The 17,564-nt window shown below is 67.8% G+C and carries 22 protein-coding genes; 11 read left to right on the top strand and 11 right to left on the bottom strand.

Features of this window, described 5'->3' with window-relative positions; translation table 11 throughout:
• Nucleotides 1–87 precede the first annotated feature (87 nt).
• A complete protein-coding gene (locus BR47_RS0100750; protein ID WP_029118281.1) occupies nt 88–1,152 on the top strand; it encodes a DUF4192 domain-containing protein in 1,065 nt (354 codons plus the stop codon).
• A gap of 18 nt (nt 1,153–1,170) precedes the next feature.
• On the opposite strand, the gene BR47_RS0100745 is transcribed toward BR47_RS0100750, so the two are convergent.
• The 3 genes from BR47_RS0100745 to BR47_RS29395 form a co-directional block, all read right to left on the bottom strand.
• Nucleotides 1,171–1,860, bottom strand: a complete 690-nt coding sequence (locus BR47_RS0100745; protein ID WP_020101849.1) for an iron-dependent transcriptional repressor DtxR — start codon at nt 1,858–1,860, stop codon at nt 1,171–1,173.
• A 185-nt stretch (nt 1,861–2,045) separates the two neighbouring features.
• Nucleotides 2,046–3,005 carry a sigma-70 family RNA polymerase sigma factor gene (locus tag BR47_RS0100740; protein ID WP_020101848.1) on the bottom strand — a complete coding sequence of 320 codons (960 nt, stop codon included), beginning with the start codon at nt 3,003–3,005 and terminating at the stop codon, nt 2,046–2,048.
• 166 nt (nt 3,006–3,171) lie between these two features.
• The gene (locus BR47_RS29395; protein ID WP_051128515.1) at nt 3,172–3,567 is read right to left on the bottom strand and encodes a DUF3099 domain-containing protein; all 396 of its coding nucleotides are present in this window, start codon (nt 3,565–3,567) and stop codon (nt 3,172–3,174) included.
• A gap of 49 nt (nt 3,568–3,616) precedes the next feature.
• Here BR47_RS29395 and BR47_RS0100730 point away from each other — a divergent pair, with 49 nt between their 5' ends.
• The gene (locus BR47_RS0100730) at nt 3,617–3,853 is read left to right on the top strand and encodes a DUF3039 domain-containing protein (RefSeq protein ID WP_029105322.1); all 237 of its coding nucleotides are present in this window, start codon (nt 3,617–3,619) and stop codon (nt 3,851–3,853) included.
• A gap of 9 nt (nt 3,854–3,862) precedes the next feature.
• On the opposite strand, the gene BR47_RS0100725 is transcribed toward BR47_RS0100730, so the two are convergent.
• On the bottom strand, nt 3,863–4,825 hold the full coding sequence (locus BR47_RS0100725; protein WP_029118280.1) for a YihY/virulence factor BrkB family protein: 963 nt from the start codon (nt 4,823–4,825) through the stop codon (nt 3,863–3,865).
• A 63-nt stretch (nt 4,826–4,888) separates the two neighbouring features.
• Nucleotides 4,889–5,077: a DUF7455 domain-containing protein gene (locus tag BR47_RS0100720; RefSeq protein WP_029118279.1), complete on the bottom strand. Its 189-nt coding sequence runs from the start codon at nt 5,075–5,077 to the stop codon at nt 4,889–4,891.
• 154 nt (nt 5,078–5,231) lie between these two features.
• Between BR47_RS0100720 and BR47_RS0100715 the strand changes: the two genes are divergently transcribed.
• The 3 genes from BR47_RS0100715 to BR47_RS32370 all read left to right on the top strand — a co-directional run bounded on the left by BR47_RS0100715 (nt 5,232) and on the right by BR47_RS32370 (nt 9,004).
• Nucleotides 5,232–5,615: a DUF952 domain-containing protein gene (locus BR47_RS0100715; RefSeq protein ID WP_029118278.1), complete on the top strand. Its 384-nt coding sequence runs from the start codon at nt 5,232–5,234 to the stop codon at nt 5,613–5,615.
• A gap of 113 nt (nt 5,616–5,728) precedes the next feature.
• The gene (locus BR47_RS32375) at nt 5,729–7,288 is read left to right on the top strand and encodes a histidine phosphatase family protein (protein WP_081831158.1); all 1,560 of its coding nucleotides are present in this window, start codon (nt 5,729–5,731) and stop codon (nt 7,286–7,288) included.
• A 276-nt stretch (nt 7,289–7,564) separates the two neighbouring features.
• The gene (locus BR47_RS32370) at nt 7,565–9,004 is read left to right on the top strand and encodes a histidine phosphatase family protein (protein WP_081831157.1); all 1,440 of its coding nucleotides are present in this window, start codon (nt 7,565–7,567) and stop codon (nt 9,002–9,004) included.
• A gap of 55 nt (nt 9,005–9,059) precedes the next feature.
• On the opposite strand, the gene BR47_RS0100700 is transcribed toward BR47_RS32370, so the two are convergent.
• Nucleotides 9,060–9,563, bottom strand: coding sequence for a mycothiol transferase (locus BR47_RS0100700; protein ID WP_029118277.1), 504 nt, complete (start codon nt 9,561–9,563; stop codon nt 9,060–9,062).
• 141 nt (nt 9,564–9,704) lie between these two features.
• Here BR47_RS0100700 and BR47_RS0100695 point away from each other — a divergent pair, with 141 nt between their 5' ends.
• The gene (locus BR47_RS0100695; protein ID WP_029118276.1) at nt 9,705–9,926 is read left to right on the top strand and encodes a hypothetical protein; all 222 of its coding nucleotides are present in this window, start codon (nt 9,705–9,707) and stop codon (nt 9,924–9,926) included.
• Nucleotides 9,927–9,992: 66 nt separating this feature from the next.
• On the opposite strand, the gene BR47_RS0100690 is transcribed toward BR47_RS0100695, so the two are convergent.
• A complete protein-coding gene (locus BR47_RS0100690; RefSeq protein ID WP_029105319.1) occupies nt 9,993–11,420 on the bottom strand; it encodes an RNA polymerase sigma factor in 1,428 nt (475 codons plus the stop codon).
• A 191-nt stretch (nt 11,421–11,611) separates the two neighbouring features.
• The gene (ppgK, locus tag BR47_RS0100685; protein WP_020101837.1) at nt 11,612–12,400 is read right to left on the bottom strand and encodes a polyphosphate--glucose phosphotransferase; all 789 of its coding nucleotides are present in this window, start codon (nt 12,398–12,400) and stop codon (nt 11,612–11,614) included.
• Between the two features lie 71 nt (nt 12,401–12,471).
• On the opposite strand from ppgK, the gene BR47_RS0100680 reads away from it, so the two are divergent.
• On the top strand, nt 12,472–13,323 hold the full coding sequence (locus tag BR47_RS0100680; protein ID WP_020101836.1) for an inositol monophosphatase family protein: 852 nt from the start codon (nt 12,472–12,474) through the stop codon (nt 13,321–13,323).
• Here BR47_RS0100680 and cei read toward each other — a convergent pair.
• Nucleotides 13,320–13,970 carry an envelope integrity protein Cei gene (gene cei / locus BR47_RS0100675; RefSeq protein ID WP_020101835.1) on the bottom strand — a complete coding sequence of 217 codons (651 nt, stop codon included), beginning with the start codon at nt 13,968–13,970 and terminating at the stop codon, nt 13,320–13,322. The genes BR47_RS0100680 and cei overlap by 4 nt on opposite strands.
• A 162-nt stretch (nt 13,971–14,132) precedes the next feature.
• Here cei and BR47_RS0100670 point away from each other — a divergent pair, with 162 nt between their 5' ends.
• Entirely contained in the window at nt 14,133–14,435 is a 303-nt protein-coding gene (locus BR47_RS0100670; RefSeq protein WP_029105318.1) for a DUF4193 domain-containing protein, read from the top strand.
• A 75-nt stretch (nt 14,436–14,510) separates the two neighbouring features.
• On the opposite strand, the gene BR47_RS0100665 is transcribed toward BR47_RS0100670, so the two are convergent.
• Nucleotides 14,511–15,002 carry a DUF3093 domain-containing protein gene (locus BR47_RS0100665; protein ID WP_029105317.1) on the bottom strand — a complete coding sequence of 164 codons (492 nt, stop codon included), beginning with the start codon at nt 15,000–15,002 and terminating at the stop codon, nt 14,511–14,513.
• Between the two features lie 25 nt (nt 15,003–15,027).
• Between BR47_RS0100665 and dut the strand changes: the two genes are divergently transcribed.
• The gene (gene dut / locus BR47_RS0100660) at nt 15,028–15,492 is read left to right on the top strand and encodes a dUTP diphosphatase (protein ID WP_029105316.1); all 465 of its coding nucleotides are present in this window, start codon (nt 15,028–15,030) and stop codon (nt 15,490–15,492) included.
• Nucleotides 15,492–16,235: a DUF3710 domain-containing protein gene (locus BR47_RS0100655; protein WP_020101831.1), complete on the top strand. Its 744-nt coding sequence runs from the start codon at nt 15,492–15,494 to the stop codon at nt 16,233–16,235. The genes dut and BR47_RS0100655 overlap by 1 nt, the downstream gene beginning before the upstream one ends.
• On the opposite strand, the gene BR47_RS0100650 is transcribed toward BR47_RS0100655, so the two are convergent.
• A complete protein-coding gene (locus tag BR47_RS0100650) occupies nt 16,222–16,932 on the bottom strand; it encodes an alpha/beta fold hydrolase (RefSeq protein ID WP_020101830.1) in 711 nt (236 codons plus the stop codon). The genes BR47_RS0100655 and BR47_RS0100650 overlap by 14 nt on opposite strands.
• Before the next feature lie 185 nt (nt 16,933–17,117).
• On the opposite strand from BR47_RS0100650, the gene BR47_RS0100645 reads away from it, so the two are divergent.
• A complete protein-coding gene (locus BR47_RS0100645) occupies nt 17,118–17,489 on the top strand; it encodes an OB-fold nucleic acid binding domain-containing protein (RefSeq protein WP_020101829.1) in 372 nt (123 codons plus the stop codon).
• The last annotated feature ends 75 nt before the right edge of the window (nt 17,490–17,564 follow it).

Raw genomic sequence — 17,564 nt, 5'->3', positions numbered from 1 at the left:
ATCCACAGATCCGAGTTCATCCACAGACCCGCCCGCCCACTGCGTCGGCCGCCGATTCCTGACGGACCGTGCTGCCACCTTCAGGCCATGACAACTTTCAGCTCATTCGATTTTCAACTGAACCGGCCCGGCGCACTGATCGCGGCAGTGCCCGCGGTCCTGGGGTTCGCGCCGGAGAAGTCACTGGTCCTCGTCACCATCATCGGCGGCGAGATGGGCGCGGTCCTGCGCGTGGACCTCTCGGAAGGATTCTTCGAGGCCTTGCCCGACGCCCTCGGCCATCTCGCGGACATGGCTGCCGCGGCGGATGCGGACGCGGCCATCGGGGTGATCGTCGACGAACACAGCGTCGACTGCCCGATGTGCGCGGACATGTACCGCGACGTCAGCGACGAACTCGAGGAGGCGCTGGCCGACCACGGCATCGAGCTGTTCGCGGTGCACGTCGTCGACCGGGTGGCGGCTGGTGGCCGGTGGCAGTGCGCCGACGGCTGCGGGAACGCCGGCGTTGTCGAGGACCCCGAATCGTCGCCCGTCACCATGGCCGCGGTGCTCGACGGCCGGCGTCTCTACGCCCGGCGCGCGGACCTCGTCGAGGTCGTCGCCGTCACCGACGCCCGGCGTGCCGAAGCGTTGCGGCCGGCGATCGAAAAGCGTGCTGCCGCAGTGGATTACCGTGGCCGCCCCGACGCCGAGGCGCGCGCCGATATCGAGCACGCGGTGGCGTGTGCGACCGGGTCTCCGGACGGCTCGCCCTTACCCGACGACGACGCGGTGCGCCTGGCGTGTGCGGTGACGGATTCGCGGGTGCGGGACACGCTGTACGCCTTGGCGGTCGGTGAGCGCGCGGCCGCGGCCGAGTCGGTCTGGGCCTCGCTGACCCGCACCTTGCCCGCGCCGTGGCGGGTGGAGGCGTTGGTGTTGCTCGCGTTCAGCGCGTATGCCCGTGGCGACGGACCGCTCGCCGGGGTGGCATTGCAGGCCGCGCTGGACGTCGACAGCGGGCACCGGATGGCGGGCATGCTCGATGCCGCGCTGCAATCCGGCATGAGGCCGGACCGGATTCGCGAGTTGGCGCTGACGGGCTACAAGCTGGCCGAGCGTCTCGGCGTGCAGATGCCGCCACGCCGCATCTTCGGCAGGTCGGCGTGAGCCTCGTGGGCGCCCGGGTCAGACCTTCTCGACGCGGACGGCGTGCGCCATGTGATGGGGCAACTCGACCTGTTCGTGGCCGGGGATGACGATCAGGACGCTGCCCTGGTCGGTGGCCTGCACCGTGACACGCGCGTTCGGCACGACGCCGGCGTCCTTGAGCCGGGCGATCAGCTCGGTGTCGCCCTGGACGTGTTCGGTCAGCTGGCGCACCCGGACCGCGACCGGGAATCCGGTGGGCAGCTCGGTGAGCCGGACGAGGCTGACGTCGGTGTCGCCGGCCGAGCTGACGCCGAGTTCGGCGAGGCCGGGGATCGGGTTACCGAACGGGGACGTGGTCGGGTTGTCGAGCACCTGGACCAGTCGGCGTTCGACGTCCTCGCTCATCACGTGTTCCCAGCGGCACGCCTCGGCGTGGACTTCCTCCCACGGCAGGCCGATCACATCGACCAGCAGGCGCTCGGCAAGCCGGTGCTTGCGCATCACCGACACCGCCAGCGCGCGGCCCTTGTCGGTCAGTTCCAGGTGGCGATCACCGGCGACGTGCAGCAGCCCGTCGCGCTCCATGCGCGACACCGTCTGGCTGACGGTGGGGCCGCTCTGCTCGAGTCGTTCGGCAATGCGCGCACGCAGCGGCACCACGCCCTCTTCTTCGAGGTCGTAGATCGTCCGCAGGTACATCTCGGTCGTATCGATCAGATCGTTCATGCCAAATTCCTCCAGGCCTCCGCCGGTGCCCAGCTTACCGGTTTGGCCGGGTCAACAGGCATCCACCACGGCCGATCGACGCTGTGATTCCTCCGGCGGGCGACGGCGGGCAGACCGGCCGGAAAAAACGGTGCCCGCCGGGTATTCCGGCGGGCACCAGGGTGTGCAGTTGTGGGTGGCGGCGATCAGCTCGCGTAGGCCCGCAGGCGCTCGGCACGCTCGCCGTTGCGGAGCTTCGACATGACCTCGCGCTCGATCTGGCGGACCCGCTCGCGGGACAGGCCGAACAGCTTGCCGATCTGGTCCAGGGTGCGGGGCTGACCGTCGTCGAGGCCGAACCGCAGGCGGATCACCTGCTGCTCGCGCTCGTCCAGGGTGGCGAGCACGTGCCGGATGTCGGTGTGCAGCAGCTCCGAGATGACGGCGTTCTCGGCGGAGAGCGCTTCGGAGTCCTCGATGAAGTCGCCGAGCGGGGCTTCCTCGTCGGTGCCGACCGGCATGTCCAGGCTCACCGGGTCGCGGCTGTGCTCGAGCAGGTCGTTGATCTTCTCGACCGGGATGCCCGACTCTTCGGCGAGCTCTTCGTCGGTGGCCTCACGTCCCAGGCTCTGGTGCATCTCGCGCTTGATGCGGGCGAGCTTGTTGACCTGCTCCACCAGGTGGACGGGGAGCCGGATGGTGCGGCTCTGGTCGGCCATGCCGCGGGTGATCGCCTGACGAATCCACCAGGTGGCGTACGTCGAGAACTTGAAGCCCTTGGCGTAGTCGAACTTCTCCATCGCGCGGATGAGGCCGAGGTTGCCTTCCTGGATCAGGTCCAGCAGCGGCATGCCGCGGCCGGTGTAGCGCTTGGCCAGCGACACCACGAGGCGCAGGTTGGCTTCGAGCAGATGCCGGCGTGCGGCCTCGCCGTCGCGGACGATGGCGGCCAGGTCACGCTTGCGGTTGTCACCGAGTCGCTTCTTGGTCTCCAGCAGGTGAGCCGCGTACAGACCGGCCTCGATGCGCTTGGCCAGTTCCACCTCGTCCTCGGCGTTGAGCAGAGCGGTCTTACCGATGCCGTTCAGGTACACGCGCACCAGGTCCGCGGCGGGACTCTGGGCGTCAAGATCGGAATCGATACGGCTTGTGGTGGCTTTTGCCATTTGCGGCCTCCTGCTCGTGCTCAGCTCGAACTGTCACTTGCTTCAACGCCGCAGCGGCAGGAGAAGTTCCCGAGGCGCTCTCGACTCATGGCCTCTGACCAGCGGTTTTCCCGGGTCGACCTGAGAATGTCCTTAGAAAGGAGAAAGAAGGAAACTCAGGTAGAGGTCAAGACTCGATATCGCCGTCGATGACCGGGTGCCGGTCCTCGATCGCCGGCCGCTCGGCGGTCGGGAACATGGGCGCACGGCGGACCGCGTCGTAGCGGCGCGGTTCCTGCGCGGAGCGCGGCGGGCGGTCATTGGCGATGAGTACCGCGATCCACGGCAGGGGAATGGATGCGATGAGGATCGCCAGCGAGATCAGGCCGTTGTGCCAGATGCTGTAGGCGAGGGCTGCCAGCAACAGCGCCGGCACGCGGAACGACATGATGGTCAGGTAGCGGCGGACGCGGGCGCGGTGCTGCTCTTCGTAGGCGGGTGCTGCGCGAGTGATGAGGACCGGCCGACCGTCGTCGTCGAAACTCAGCTCTTGGCCGTGTTTCATCCTTCTACTGTCCCACATCTGACTCAGTGCCGCCGCGACCGGTTCGGGTGGAGTGCACAATGAGTGCATGCAGACCGACACCCTCGAACGCACCGATTCCGATGAACAGGTCGATGACGGTACGGACGACGACCGACCTAAGCATTTCCACTACGTCAAGAAGGACAAGATCGCCGAGAGCGCTGTCATGGGCACTCATGTCGTCGCCCTGTGCGGCGAGGTCTTTCCGGTGACGAAGTCACCCAAGCCCGGTTCGCCGGTGTGCCCCGATTGCAAGCGCATCTACGAACAGATGAAGAAGTAGTCCAGCAGGTCAGGCCGGCGGCTCTGCCGGCTCGGCGGGCTGATCGCCCGTGAGGGTCTCGGCCTTTTCTTCGAGCCATTCGCGCAGGCGTCGGGCATGGGTGTCCGGCGCCGGCCATTCCTCCTGGATCGCGGCGTTGAGTTCAGCGCCGAGCATGATCGCGAAGCCCAGCGCGAATGCGAACAGCAGGAACGCGATCGGCGTCGCGAGGGCGCCGTACGTGTAGCCGGTCTCGGTGATCCAGGTGAGGTAGAACCGCAGTCCCACCGTCGCCACCACGAAGACCACCGTGGCCAGGACGGCGCCGAACAGCAACCGGTGGGTCGGCAGCGGCTTGGGCAGCGACACCCGGTAGAGCACCGTCACGGCCAACACGATGCCCAGCAGCAGCACCGGCCAGTACCCGTACTTCATCGCGTTGGACCAGGTCTGGGGGATGTGCTGGGCGATCTTCATCGGTCCGATGGCGGCCACCGGAGCAGTCGCGATCACGAACAGCAGCATCACCAGGTACAGCCCGAGGGCGTAGAACCGCTGCCGCACCGGATGGCGCAGCGGTGTCTGGTCGTGTGCCTCGACGACCGCGTCCACGAAGGCCGAGATCGCCGATGAGCCCGCCCACAGCGAGATGACGAACCCGAGGGACACCACCTCGCCGCGGGCGCCGACCGCGATATCGCGCACGGTCGGCTGGATGATCTCGTTGATCACGTTCGGCGAGAAGAAGTTCTTCGCCGTCCCGATCAGCTGCTCCTGGATCATCGGAAGGGTCTCGGGACCGAACAACGGTGCCACGTACGCCAAGCTGCCCAACATCCCGAGCAGTAGTGGCGGAAGTGACAACGCCGACCAGAACGCCGCCTGCGCCGACTCCGAGAAGATCGAGTCGTCCCAGCTTTTCGCCAGTGCGCGACGGATTACCCGTAACACGTGATGACGTGTCGGCTTGATCGGAGAAGTCTGGTCGTTCATGACCAGACCAGCATTACCGAAGAGACCCCATCAGGACCGTATTTGAGGTGACCGGCGGGTCACTCAGTCCTCGCTGCTGACCACCAGCACGGCGGCCAGTTCGACCAACTTGGATTCGTGTTCGTTGGCGTGGTGCTGGCAGAACAGGAGCTCCATGCCGGAGGGCAGGGTAGCGCGAACGCGGGCGGCAGCACCGCACCGGTCACAGCGGTCGGCCCGTGTCAGTGTCGGGCCGGTCAGAGTTGCGTTCATGGCTCCTCCTTCTGCTCGTCGCCGCCTGGGCGCTTTGCCGGTTACACATCTCTACTCTCTCAGACGATTTGGATTCCAGCGTTGTTCCCCGGGTGTTCACGGGTGTGTCGTGTCTCACCTATCGCTGGAGTTGCGGGCGCGGCAGGCTGACCGCATGATCGCCGCGCCCGCAGTCCTGGTCCATCTATGTAGTGAAACGGATTGGGCGCGTGCTCAGTTCGATGGTGAGCTCAGACCACCCTCGCTCGACGAGGTCGGGTTCGTGCACCTGTCGGCTCCCGAACAGGTGCACCTGCCGGCCAACCGGCTCTACCGCGGGCAGTCCGACCTGCTCCTGCTGGTCTGCGATCCGGAGTCGCTGGGCTCACCGGTTCGCTGGGAACCCGGGGTGCCGACGGACCCGGCCTCGATGCTCTTCCCTCATCTGTACGGCGCACTGCCCGTCGGCGCGGTGACCCGCACCGTGCCCTACCGGCCCGACGCCGAGGGGGTTTTCGCAGTTCTTCCGGCAAATTTCGGAGTCGATGCCGTTGGTTAACGGAAAATGAACGACAGTATGAGAAATCTGTCCACTCATCGGGAATGTGGCCCGAATCACGGTCGGGGGATTGGCACGATCGCGCGCGTAAATATCCCCGACACGGTGAGGACATGATCAACCACACGAATTCTGAAGACGCGACGGGCAAGCGCCGTCGCGCAAGAGGACTGAAGGGAATCGGCGTCGCACTGACGGCGAGTGCCCTTCTGGTCATGTCGGCACTGCCGGCATGGGCGGCCGAGAACATGACCATCACGTTCATCCGGCACGGTCAGTCGTACGGCAACACGTCGGGCAACATCGACACGCAGGTGCCGGGCCCGGTGCTGACGCCGGACGGCCAGCAGCAGGCCAAGGACATCGCGGCCAAGCTCGGCGACCGGAACTTCGACGCCATCTACGCGTCCACGATGGTTCGGACGCAGCAGACGGCGACGCCGTTGTCGCAGTACCTGGGTCTGCCGATCCAGGTGTTGCCAGGTCTGCAGGAGATCGAAGCCGGCAAGTACGAAGGCACCCCGGAGCGCGCAGGCATCTTCGGCTACCTGACTGCTCCGCTGGCCTGGGCGGGCATCACCGTGACGCCACCGCCGAACATCGCCTTCAACCCGACCAACCCGAACCTGGACGCGTTCATCCCGTCCGCGGCCGATCCGACCACCGGTCTGAACGGTCACCAGTTCGAGGACCGGGTCAACGGCGCGTTGCAGAAGATCTACGACAACGGCGACCGCAACGCAGCGGTGTTCTCGCACGGCGGCACCATCATGATCTGGACGATGATGAACGCCAAGAACCTGAGCGCCGAGCAGAAGATCATGCTGTTCACCCAGCATCCGCTGGGTAACACGGGCGTTGTCGTCGTCGAGGGCAACCCCGAGGACGGCTGGAACCTGGTCGAGTGGAACGGCGTCAAGATCGCCGGCATGCAGAAGGGCCCGATCGAGAACGTGCTGACCCAGGTCCGCACGCTGTCTCGTCAGCTCAACTCGGTGGTGCAGGACGTCGCCGCGGCGTTCCAGACCGGAAACGTCGGCAAGATCCTGACCGCGATCAACCACGGTGCCGCTGACGCGCTGTTCTCGACCGCCAAGTTCGTCCGAGCCATCAACGCCCAGGTCATCGGCGGCGTCACCACGGCCATCGACAACCTGCAGAAGAAGCTGGCTCCGCCGGCTCCGGCTGCGGGCACGCAGACCACCGCCCCGGCCTCGGGTGCTGCGGTCTCGCCGGCGGCGTTCTCGGCTCCGGTTGCGGCCAAGACTCCGGCCGCGGCGCAGGCGGGCGACTCGCCGGCCAAGGTTGCCGACGCTCCGGCGTCGGACAACAAGGTTGACGGCCAGGCCAAGGCCGACGAGGCCAAGTCCGATGCCGACGCGGCCAAGGCCGAGGGGCAGGCCAAGGCGGACGACGCCAAGGCCGACGGCCAGACCAAGGCCGACGACGCCAAGGCCAAGGCTGATGCCAAGAAGGCTGCGGCCGAGGCCAAGAAGGCCGCTGCCAAGGCCAAGGCCGAGGAGAAGAAGGCTGCCGCTGAGGCCAAGAAGGCCGAGGCCAAGGCCAAGGCTGACGCCAAGAAGGCTGCCGCCGAGGCCAAGAAGGCCGAAGCGAAGGCCAAGGCAGAGTCTGCGAAGGCCACGGCCGGCGCGGGCGCTGGAAGCACCGACTGACGGTTCGCTGTCGGGTAACAACAGATCGGCCCCCTTCTCCTACGGGAAGGGGGCCGATTTGCGTCGTCGAGGTTTCGTCAATTGTGACGAAACCTGTCCACTGGCCGGGATTGTGGCCTGTATCACCATTACAGGACTGGCACTGTCGCGCGGGTAAATATCCCCCGAGACAGTGAGGACACCATTAACCACACAAATTCAGGCGCGGGACATCGTCGTCGCGCGCGTGGGCTGAAGGGACTCGGCGTCGCACTGACGGCGGGCGCACTTCTGGTCATGTCAGCGCTGCCGGCATGGGCGGCCGAGAACATGACGATCACGTTCATCCGGCACGGTCAGTCATACGGCAACCTGTCGGGGCTCGGTGACACATCGACGCCGGGGCCGACGCTGACCGACCTCGGCCAGCAGCAGGCCAAGGACATCGCGGCCAAGCTCGGCGACCGGAACTTCGACGCCATCTACGCCTCGACGATGGTCCGGACGCAGCAGACGGCTGTACCCATGTCGCAGTACCTGGGCCTGCCGATCACGGTGTTGCCGGGCATCCAGGAGATCGAAGCCGGCATGTACGAGGGCACGCCGGAACGGGCGGCGCTGTTCGGCTACCTGACGGCGCCGCTGGCGTGGGCGGGTCTGTCGGTGACCCCGCCGCCGAACGTCAGCTTCAACCCGATCACCCCGAACCTGGACGCGTTCATCCCGAGCGCACCGGGGAGCACGACGGGCCTCAACGGCCATCAGTTCGAGGACCGGGTCAACGGTGCGTTGCAGACGATCTACGACAACGGCGACCGCAACGCGGCCGTCTTCTCGCACGGCGGCACCATCATGATCTGGACGATGATGAATGCCAAGAATCTGAGCGTCGAGCAGAAGATCATGCTGTTCACGCAGCATCCGTTGTCCAACACCAACTACGTCGTCGTCGAGGGCAACCCCGAGGACGGCTGGAACCTCGTGAACTGGAACGGCGTCGAGATCGCCGGCATGCAGAAGGGGCCGATCGAGCAGGTGCTGACCCAGGTCCGCACGCTGTCTCGTCAGCTCGGCGGGGTGGTGCAGGACGTCGCCACGGCGTTCAAGACCGGTGACGTGGGCAAGATCCTGACCGCGATCAACCACGGTGCGGCCGACGCGCTGTTCTCGACGGCCAAGTTCGCGCGTGCCATCAACGCCCAGGTCATTGGCGGGGTCACCACGGCCATCGACAACCTGCAGAAGAAGCTGCACCCGCCGACTTCCGCCTCGGCGGGCGCGAAGACCACCGACCCGGCTTCGGGCGCAGTGGTCTCGCCGGCTGCCTTCTCGGCTCCGGCTCCGGTTGCGGCCAAGGCTCAGGCGGGCGACTCGCCGGCCAAGGTCGGTGACACGCAGGCTGCCGATCCCAAGTCGGACCAGGCCAAGGCCGATACCGCCAAGGGCTACGACGTCAAGGCTGATGCAAACGCCAAGGCCGACGACGGCCAGGCCGATCAGGCCAAGGTCGACGGTCAGACCAAGGCCGACGCAGCCAAGGCCAAAGCCGAGGCCAAGACGGCTGCGGCGGAGGCCAAGAAGGCTGCGGCCAAGGCCAAGGCTGCAGAGCAGAAGGCGGCCGCCAAGGCCAAGGCCGACGCCAAGAAGGCTGCGGCGGAGGAGAAGAAGGCAGCGGCCAAGGCCGACACTGCCACGGCGCACGCCACCGCCGGCGCCGGCGCCGGCAGCACCGACTGACGGTTACCGTCGAGCGATCGGCCCCCTGCTCCGCGGAGCAGGGGGCCGACTTGCGTCAGCTCTCCGTTCGCGTGGAGAGCAGCAGGTCTCGGGTGATTTCCAGGTGCCCGACGTGCTGCGCGATGTCGTGCAGGATGTGCAGTAGCGTCCACTCCGGGCTGGCGGTGGCCAGCACCGCGGCACGCGTGGTGCCGCCGCGTATCCCGTCGGCCAGCGAGCGGTCCCGGATACCTTCGGTGACGGCCACCTCGACCCAGCCGGGCAGGCGCTGCTGCAGCGCCGTCAGCCGTTCCAGCAGCTCGTCGACCCGTCCGGTGGCGGTGAACTCGCTGTCGCGGTCCCGCGGGATCCGTTGTCCGGCAATGAAAGAGCCCGCCCAGTAGTCGACCACCCCGATGCAGTGGTTGACGATGGCATAGCAGCTGTTCGCGCCGGGCAGGTCGGGCCGGCGATTGGCGAGGTCGTCACCGAGCGCGGTGAGGACGTCAGCCATCGCCGCGAAGCACTCGGACGAGACGTCCAGCATCGCTTGGCCTAGTGGATGCTCCGAGGTTGGCATGCGCGAAAGCCTTTCATATGCAGGGTTTTCCCCGCCTCAGGTTTTTGGGCAGTGGGGGAGCCTGACCTCTGGTCAGCAATCTGACGCAAGCGTAAAATTTGACGGTTCGTATCCAATTCGACCCCGACGCCGGAGGCTTTCATGCACACCAAAACTGTCCTGGCTGTTGCCGCTGCGGCGCTGCTGGTCGCGCCCGTCGGCCCCGTGTCCGTCGCGCAGGCGGCGCAAAGCTCCACCGACACCACGACGTTCAGTCCACAGCCGACGGTCGTCGCGCAACCGATGAACTGTCGCGGTGAAACCGGCGACCACGGCTGCGGTGCGGGCTGGATCTGGAACGGATACCGCTGCGTCCCCTGCTGACTCGCCGGACAAACGAAAACTGCCCCGAAACCGGAGTTTCGGGGCAGTTTTCGTTGAACCGGGGGACTAGTCCAGGTAGTCGCGCAGGACCTGCGAGCGCGACGGGTGCCGCAGCTTGCTCATGGTCTTGGACTCGATCTGGCGGATGCGCTCACGGGTGACGCCGTAGACCTGGCCGATCTCGTCCAGCGTGCGCGGCTGGCCGTCGGTGAGGCCGAAGCGCAGCCGGACGACGCCGGCCTCGCGCTCGGACAGGGTCTCCAGCACCGACTGCAGCTGATCCTGCAGCAGCGTGAACGACACGGCGTCCACGGCCACGACGGCTTCGCTGTCCTCGATGAAGTCACCGAGCTGGCTGTCGCCCTCGTCACCGATGGTCTGGTCCAGCGAGATGGGCTCACGCGCGTACTGCTGGATCTCCAGCACCTTCTCCGGCGTGATGTCCATTTCCTTGGCCAGCTCTTCGGGCGTGGGTTCGCGACCCAGGTCCTGCAGCAGCTCACGCTGGATGCGGCCGAGCTTGTTGATGACCTCGACCATGTGCACCGGGATACGGATGGTGCGGGCCTGGTCGGCCATGGCGCGGGTGATGGCCTGACGGATCCACCAGGTGGCGTACGTCGAGAACTTGTAGCCCTTGGTGTAGTCGAACTTCTCGACCGCGCGGATCAGGCCCAGGTTGCCTTCCTGGATGAGGTCCAGGAACGCCATGCCGCGGCCGGTGTAGCGCTTGGCCAGCGACACCACGAGGCGCAGGTTGGCTTCCAGCAGGTGGTTCTTGGCGCGGTCGCCGTCGCGGCAGATCCACTGCATGTCGCGACGCTGCGCGGCGGGCAGCTTCTCGCCCTTCTCCATCAGCTCGGACATCAGCTGCGTGGCATAGAGGCCGGCCTCGATGCGCTTGGCGAGTTCGACCTCCTCCTCGGCGTTGAGCAGCGCGACCTTGCCGATCTGCTTGAGGTAGGCACGCACCGAGTCGGCGGAAGCGGTGAGTTCGGCGTCCTTACGGGCCTGCCGCAGCGCCTCGGACTCTTCCTCGTCCCAGACGAAGTCGCCGGAGGCCTTGTCCTTCTCGGACGGCTCGGCGGTGTCGTCGGCGTCGTCGCCGTCGGCGGCCTTCGGCGCGGCCTTGGCGCCTTCGGTGTTGGCTTCGCCCTCGGACTCGCCTTCTTCGGCGTCGTCCTCGTCGTCATCGTCGGCGACGTCGTCGGCCTCGAGGTCGTCGTCGAGTTCCAGGTCGGCGTCGTCGACGTCGATCTCGTCGGGTTCGACGGCGAGGTCGTCGACGTCGGTCACGTCGTCGGCGACGCCCCCGTCTTCAGGCTTGGTCGCGGCCTTCGCCGCGCGCTTGGCGGGCGCCTTGGCGGCGGCCTTCTTCGCGGGTGCCTTAGCAGCGCGCTTGGCGGGCGCCTTGGCGGCGGCCTTCTTCGCGGGGGCTTTGGTGGTGCGCTTCACCGGCTCGTCGGCTGTCTCGCTGGCTTTGGTCGCTACCACGGCCACCCTTTCGGTCTTTCGTACATCGGTGGCGTGGGCGTGCGCCACCGAAAAGCGTCGGCTGTCGAATATTGGCGTCGATCTTCGATCGGATGTTCACCGCTATCCGTTCAGGCGGCCGCCGTTGACCATTGTAACGACATAGTGGCCAGAAGCCGTATCAGCGCCGGTCTCGGAGCGTTGAGGGGTCGCTAATGGCGGTGCAAGGCGCCGTCGGCGGCCATCGCGGCACCGACGATGCCGGCCGAATTCTGCAGCGTCGCGGCGACCACGGGAGTGCGGTTCTTCAGCAGCGGCACCCACTTGTCGGCCTTCTTGCTGATGCCGCCGCCGACGATGAACAGGTCCGGCCAGATGGCGTTCTCGACCGCCACCAGCACCTTGGTGACCTCCTCGGTCCAGCGCTCGTAGGACCAGTCCTTGCGTTCCTTGACCGACGACGCGGCCCGGTGCTCGGCTTCCTTGCCGCCGACCTCGATGTGCCCGAACTCGGTGTTGGGCAACAGAACCCCGTCGTAGATCACCGCCGAGCCGATGCCCGTCCCGAACGTCAGCAGCACGACCAGCCCGTTCACCTCGCGGCCCGCGCCGAACTTCTCCTCGGCCAGTCCCGCGGCGTCCGCGTCGTTGAGCACCGTGACGTCCTGGCCGTCCAGCCGCGAGGCGAACATGTCGCGCACGTTGGTGCCGATCCAGCTGCTGTCGACGTTGGCCGCGGTCCGCACGATGCCCTCGGTCACCACGCCGGGATACGTGACGCCCAGCGGTCCGGTCCAGCCGAACTCGCGGACGACGGCGGCGACGGTCTCCGACACGGCTTCGGGCGTGGCCGGCTGCGGGGTGGGGAGCCGGAAGCGCTCGCCGATCAGCTGGCCGGTGTCGAGGTCGACGATGCCGCCTTTGACGCCGCTGCCGCCGACATCGATCCCCAGCGCTCGATGCTGTGAGGCGTCGGTCGCGGCGGTGGGCGTCTCGGTCATCTGCACTCCTTGGAGGGGGTGGGCAAGAGGGCGCGACCCACACCCTAACCGCGTGTGCTGCGATAGGTGTCATGACAGCACGCGAACCCGAAAGTGGCACCGCACCTGCCGCACTGCGCGCGCTCGCCGAGCAGTTGGCCACCGAGGCCGCCGCGTTCGTCCGCCGGCGGCGCGGCGAGGTTTTCGCCGGCCCGCAGCAGGACGACGGCGCGGTGCGCACCAAGAGCAGCCCGACCGATCCGGTGACCGTGGTCGACACCGAGACCGAGCGGCTGCTGCGTGAGCGACTGGCGGCCCTGCGGCCGGACGACGCGATCCTGGGCGAGGAGGAGGGCGGCGCGGCGCGGGCGCCCGCGGGCGTGCCGGTGTGGGTGCTCGACCCCATCGACGGCACGGTGAACTTCATGTACGGGCTGGGCGCCTATGCGGTGTCGGTCGGGGTGCAGATCGACGGCGTGTCCGTGGCCGGGGCGGTTGCCAACGCGGCGACCGGAGAGGTGTTCTCCGCCGCGCGCGGCCACGGGGCCGTGGTGACCCGCGATGGCGTGTCAACGCCCTTGCGCTGCAACGTCATCGACGAGCTCCCGATGGCGCTGGTGGCGACGGGGTTCGCCTACGCGCGGGAGCGGCGGCGGCAGCAGGCCGGCGCGGTGGCCGAGCTGCTGGCCGAGGTGCGGGACATCCGCCGGGTCGGCTCGTGCGCGCTGGATCTGTGCATGGTCGCCGCCGGCCGGCTCGACGCGTACTTCGAATCCGGTGTGCACGTGTGGGATTGGGCGGCCGCGGCCCTCGTCGCCGAAGAGGCGGGCGCGGTGGTGCGGCTGCCCGCACCGGGTGCGGACGGCGACGACCTGGTCATCGCTGCGGCACCCGGCGTGGCGGCGGCGCTGACCGGGCAGTTGGAGCGGGTCGGGTACCGCTAGCAGGTCGCGCTGTGGATCTTCGGCAGCAGCGAGGTGTCGGCCGGCTGGGTCGAGTCGGGCTTCAGGCTGGCCAGCATGGCCTCGATGTCGTCGCTGTGGGCGAGCTCGTTGAACTCGGTGCCGATCGCGAGGTCGACGGAGTCGTCGGGGCGCTGGTCCTGGAACAGCTGGGTGCACGGCGCGACGAGCCACAGCGCGGCGGCCGCGGACTTGCCGGCCGGGCCGAACCGGATCTGGCCCTGGCATTCCATGCGGGTGCTGGCGTACACCGGGTCATTGCTCGCCGCCGGCTGGCCGAAGCCGAGGTCGCGCAGCTCACCGGCGACCTCGCTGGCCTGGCCGCCCTGGCCGCTGGCGTTGAGCACCTTGATCTTGGTGTCGGCGAGTTTGGCCGGCACGACGTTGACCATCGAGGACTGCGACACCTCGTCGCCGAGCTTCGGCTGATTCGGATCGGTCGGCGCGGGCGGGGGATTGCAGGTGATCGCCTGGTGGATTTCGGCGGGCTGGTTCGCGACGACGAGCCAGGCGATCAGCGTCGCCACGGCCAGCACCGCGAACAGGACCGCGGCGGGCACGTAGTTGCGGCGGCGGAACGGCCGACCGTGTTTGTCGAAGGCTGTGCCCTCGGTGATTTGTGCGACCACATGAGCACTGTAGATGCACCGCACCCTGCATGATTACCAAGCACCTCTTGCGTCTGTGATGCAAATCACATATAGTCGGCGCGCTTTTCGGGCACGAATCGTTTGGCGGAAGCGTTCGACGCTGGTACAAAGCTCTGCTGCAAGGTAACGGAGGGGATGACCATGGCTACCGATTACGACGCCCCGCGGCGTTCTGAGACTGACGAGGTTTCCGAGGACTCTCTGGAGGAGCTGAAAGCACGGCGCAACGAGGCGCAGTCCGCCGTCGTCGACGTCGACGAGACCGACTCGGCCGAGAACTTCGAGTTGCCGGGCGCCGACCTGTCGGGCGAGGAACTCTCGGTCCGCGTGGTGCCCAAGCAGGCCGATGAGTTCACCTGCTCGAGCTGTTTTCTGGTGCAACACCGCAGCCGTCTCGCCAGCGAGAAGAACGGCGTGATGATCTGCACCGACTGCGCCGCCTAGGGATTCACAGACGTCAGTGGCCGGTCTCTCGCGCTTCCGCGCGGGGACCGGCCATTCGGCGTCTTATGGGCCGCGCTAGCGGCCCTGCAATGCCGCCAGGACCCGATCGGGATGACGGGTGCTCACCAGCCAGTACGGCGTGGGGTCATCCGGGTCGTCGAGGACCACGAGGATCAACGGACCCACCCAGGCCCGGTGCACGACGTACGCGGCCGGGTCCAGCTGGCGTCCCAGCGCCGCCGACTTCGCCGAGCGCGGCACCTCGGCCGACCGGGAGATGACGCTCGTCGGGATGTGTGCCGGTCCCACCCACAGCTCAGTCTCGGCGTCCGGCCCGGTTCCGGTGCTCACCACGCGCAGCTCGATGCGCCCCATCCACACCAGCGTCGCCGCGGCGACCGGCAGCAGGACGGCGAACGGCGCCCAGGCCGGCACGCCCGACACGCCTTGCACCACTTCCAGCGCGATCAGGGCCGCCAGCCCGAAACCCGGTAACCACCACCACAAAGGCACCGTCAACCGCTCGCGATAGCGGACGGTTTGGGTGGCTGCTCGCGTGTCTGACACGCGGCCAAGGGTAGTCTGTGCGGTCGTGTCCACCTCTCTGGCGGTAGTTCGGTTGGACCGGGATCTGCCGATGCCGGCCCGTGCTCACGACGGCGATGCCGGCGTCGATCTGTTCAGCGCGATCGACCTCGAACTGGCCCCCGGTCAGCGCGAGCTGGTGCCGACGGGGATCGCCGTCGCGGTTCCGCACGGCATGGTCGGTTTGGTGCATCCGCGGTCGGGATTGGCCATCCGCGTTGGTCTTTCGATCGTGAACGCGCCCGGGACCGTCGACGCCGGGTACCGCGGCGAGATCAAGGTGGCCCTCATCAACCTCGACCCCAGCGAGCCCATCATCGTGAAACGCGGTGACCGGATCGCTCAGCTGCTGGTGCAGCGGGTCGAGCTGCCCGAGCTGGTCGAGGTCACGTCGTTCGACGAGGCCGGGCTGGCTGACACCTCACGTGGCGCGGGCGGCCACGGTTCCTCCGGCGGACATGCGAGTTTGTGATGGCATTCGAGTTCAACCCCGAAGAAGACGGCCCGTTCGACATCGAGGACTTCGACGACCCGGCCGACGCCGAGGCGGCCCGCCTGGACCTGGGCGGGGTGCTCGTCCCGGTGCCCGACGGTTCGCAGCTCAACGTCGAGGTCAATGAACAGGGTGTGCCGAACGCCGTCTGGATCATGACGCCCAACGGCCGGTTCTCCGTGGCCGCGTATGCCGCGCCCAAGACCGGCGGACTGTGGCGTGAGATCGCCGCCGAGTTGGCCGAATCCCTTCGGGGCGACAACGCCGAGGCGCGCATCGAGGACGGGCCGTGGGGCCGCGAGGTCGTGGGCCTGCCGGTGCCGCAGCCGGGCCAGCCGCAGGTCGTGATGCGTTTCATCGGGACCGACGGCTACCGGTGGATGGTGCGCTGTGTCGTCGTGGGCACCGAGGAGACCATCGACGCCATCGCCGACGAGGCGCGAACCTCGTTGGCGGACACCGTGGTTCGTCGTGGTGACACGCCGCTGCCGGTCCGCAGCCCGCTGCCGGTGCAGCTGTCCGAGCCGCTGCTGGAGCAGCTGCGCGCGGCCGCCCAGCAGATGGCGCAGCAGCAGATGGAGCAGGCTCAGCAGGCGCTCGAACAGCTGCAGCAGCAGTTCGGGCAGCAGCCCGAAGGGGAGCCGGACGCCCGTCGCAGCGAGCAGGGCTCGGCCATGCAGCAGCTGCGCACCCAGCAGATGGGCACCATCACCGGAGGCTGACGGCCTCCCGCAATGCGGCCACACAGGCGTCGCCGAGCACTGTCGGCTCTTCGCCCATCGCATCGAGGGTGACGGTCCGCAGCGCGGCCCTGGGGGCTGCCACGGCCCATTCCGCGGCGACCGCGACGGGGTGCACGGCGTCGTCGACCGCCCCGGCGACACCCATCGGCACCTGCAGATCGGCGAGCTGTTCGCGCGTCGGCCCGCCATAACCCGCTGCTTCTTCCATCGCATCCGGCAGGCCCGGCCACTGTGCCGTCCACGACCGCGTCAGTTCGTCGGCGAGCCAGGCGGGGCTGCCCGCGCGCATGCCGGCGACGGCCGCGTCGAGCCCGATCTCGCGCAGCTGCTGTGCCGAGTAGCGGGCGGCCTGGGCGGCGGGTGCGCCGTCGGACTCGCCGGTCCAGGCGGGCAGGGCGGCCAGGACGGCGATGCACTGGTCGGGGTGCTCGAGCGCCCAGTTCGTGGCGACGGCGGCGCCCAGGGACACGCCGCCGACGATGATGGGGCCGTGCTGTGCGGCGGCGTCGAGCGCTTCGAGATACCCGGCGATCAGGTCGCCCGGCAACGGCCGCGGGGCGATCACCACGGCACCCGCGCCCAGGAGTGCGCCGCCGAAGGCCCGGCGGATGTAGTCGTCGTCCGATCCCGTGCCGGGCAGCAGTACCGCGGTCATCCCTTGCAAGTTGGCCGTCATCCCTCGATGGTGCCCGGCGGCCCGAACGGCGCACGCAAGGGGGTCCGGGCGGGTGCGCCGTCCAGTGAGCGGGATAACGAAGATATATCCCGCGCCGAAATGGCAAATCGGAACCAAGAGGTCTAGCGTGACGTTGGTTAGATAGCGGGTCCACGGTGGATTCGCAGCAAGTCTCAGGAGAGACCATGGCTACGGCGGAAGGCTATTTGCGCCGACTCACCCGGCGGCTTACCGAGGACCTCGAACAGAGCGATGTCCAGGAGCTGAACGACGAGGCCCTGAACACCGGCGCCATGCGAGCGGTGGACTGCACGCGCGGACAGGAAGTGACGATGGTCGGCACGCTGCGGTGTGTCGAGACCAACGGCAAGGGCTGTTCGGGTGGCGTGCGAGCCGAGCTGTTCGACGGCACCGACACGGTCACGCTGGTCTGGTTGGGTCAGCGGCGCATCCCAGGCATCGAATCCGGACGCACCCTGCGGGTGCACGGACGACTCGGAAACTTGGACAGCGGGGCCAAAGCGATCTACAACCCGCACTACGAGATTCAGAAGTGACTTTCCCCGACAAGGGGACCGCGAACGACGAGCAGACCGAAGCCGACATCGAGGCCCAGCAGGATGACGGCGACG

The sequence above is a fragment of the Mycobacterium sp. UNC410CL29Cvi84 genome (assembly GCF_000686745.1).
Taxonomy (GTDB): Bacteria; Actinomycetota; Actinomycetes; order Mycobacteriales; family Mycobacteriaceae; genus Mycobacterium; species Mycobacterium mucogenicum_B.
The sequence above is the reverse complement of the archived record's forward strand: the minus strand, read 5'-3'. Positions and strand labels throughout refer to the sequence as shown.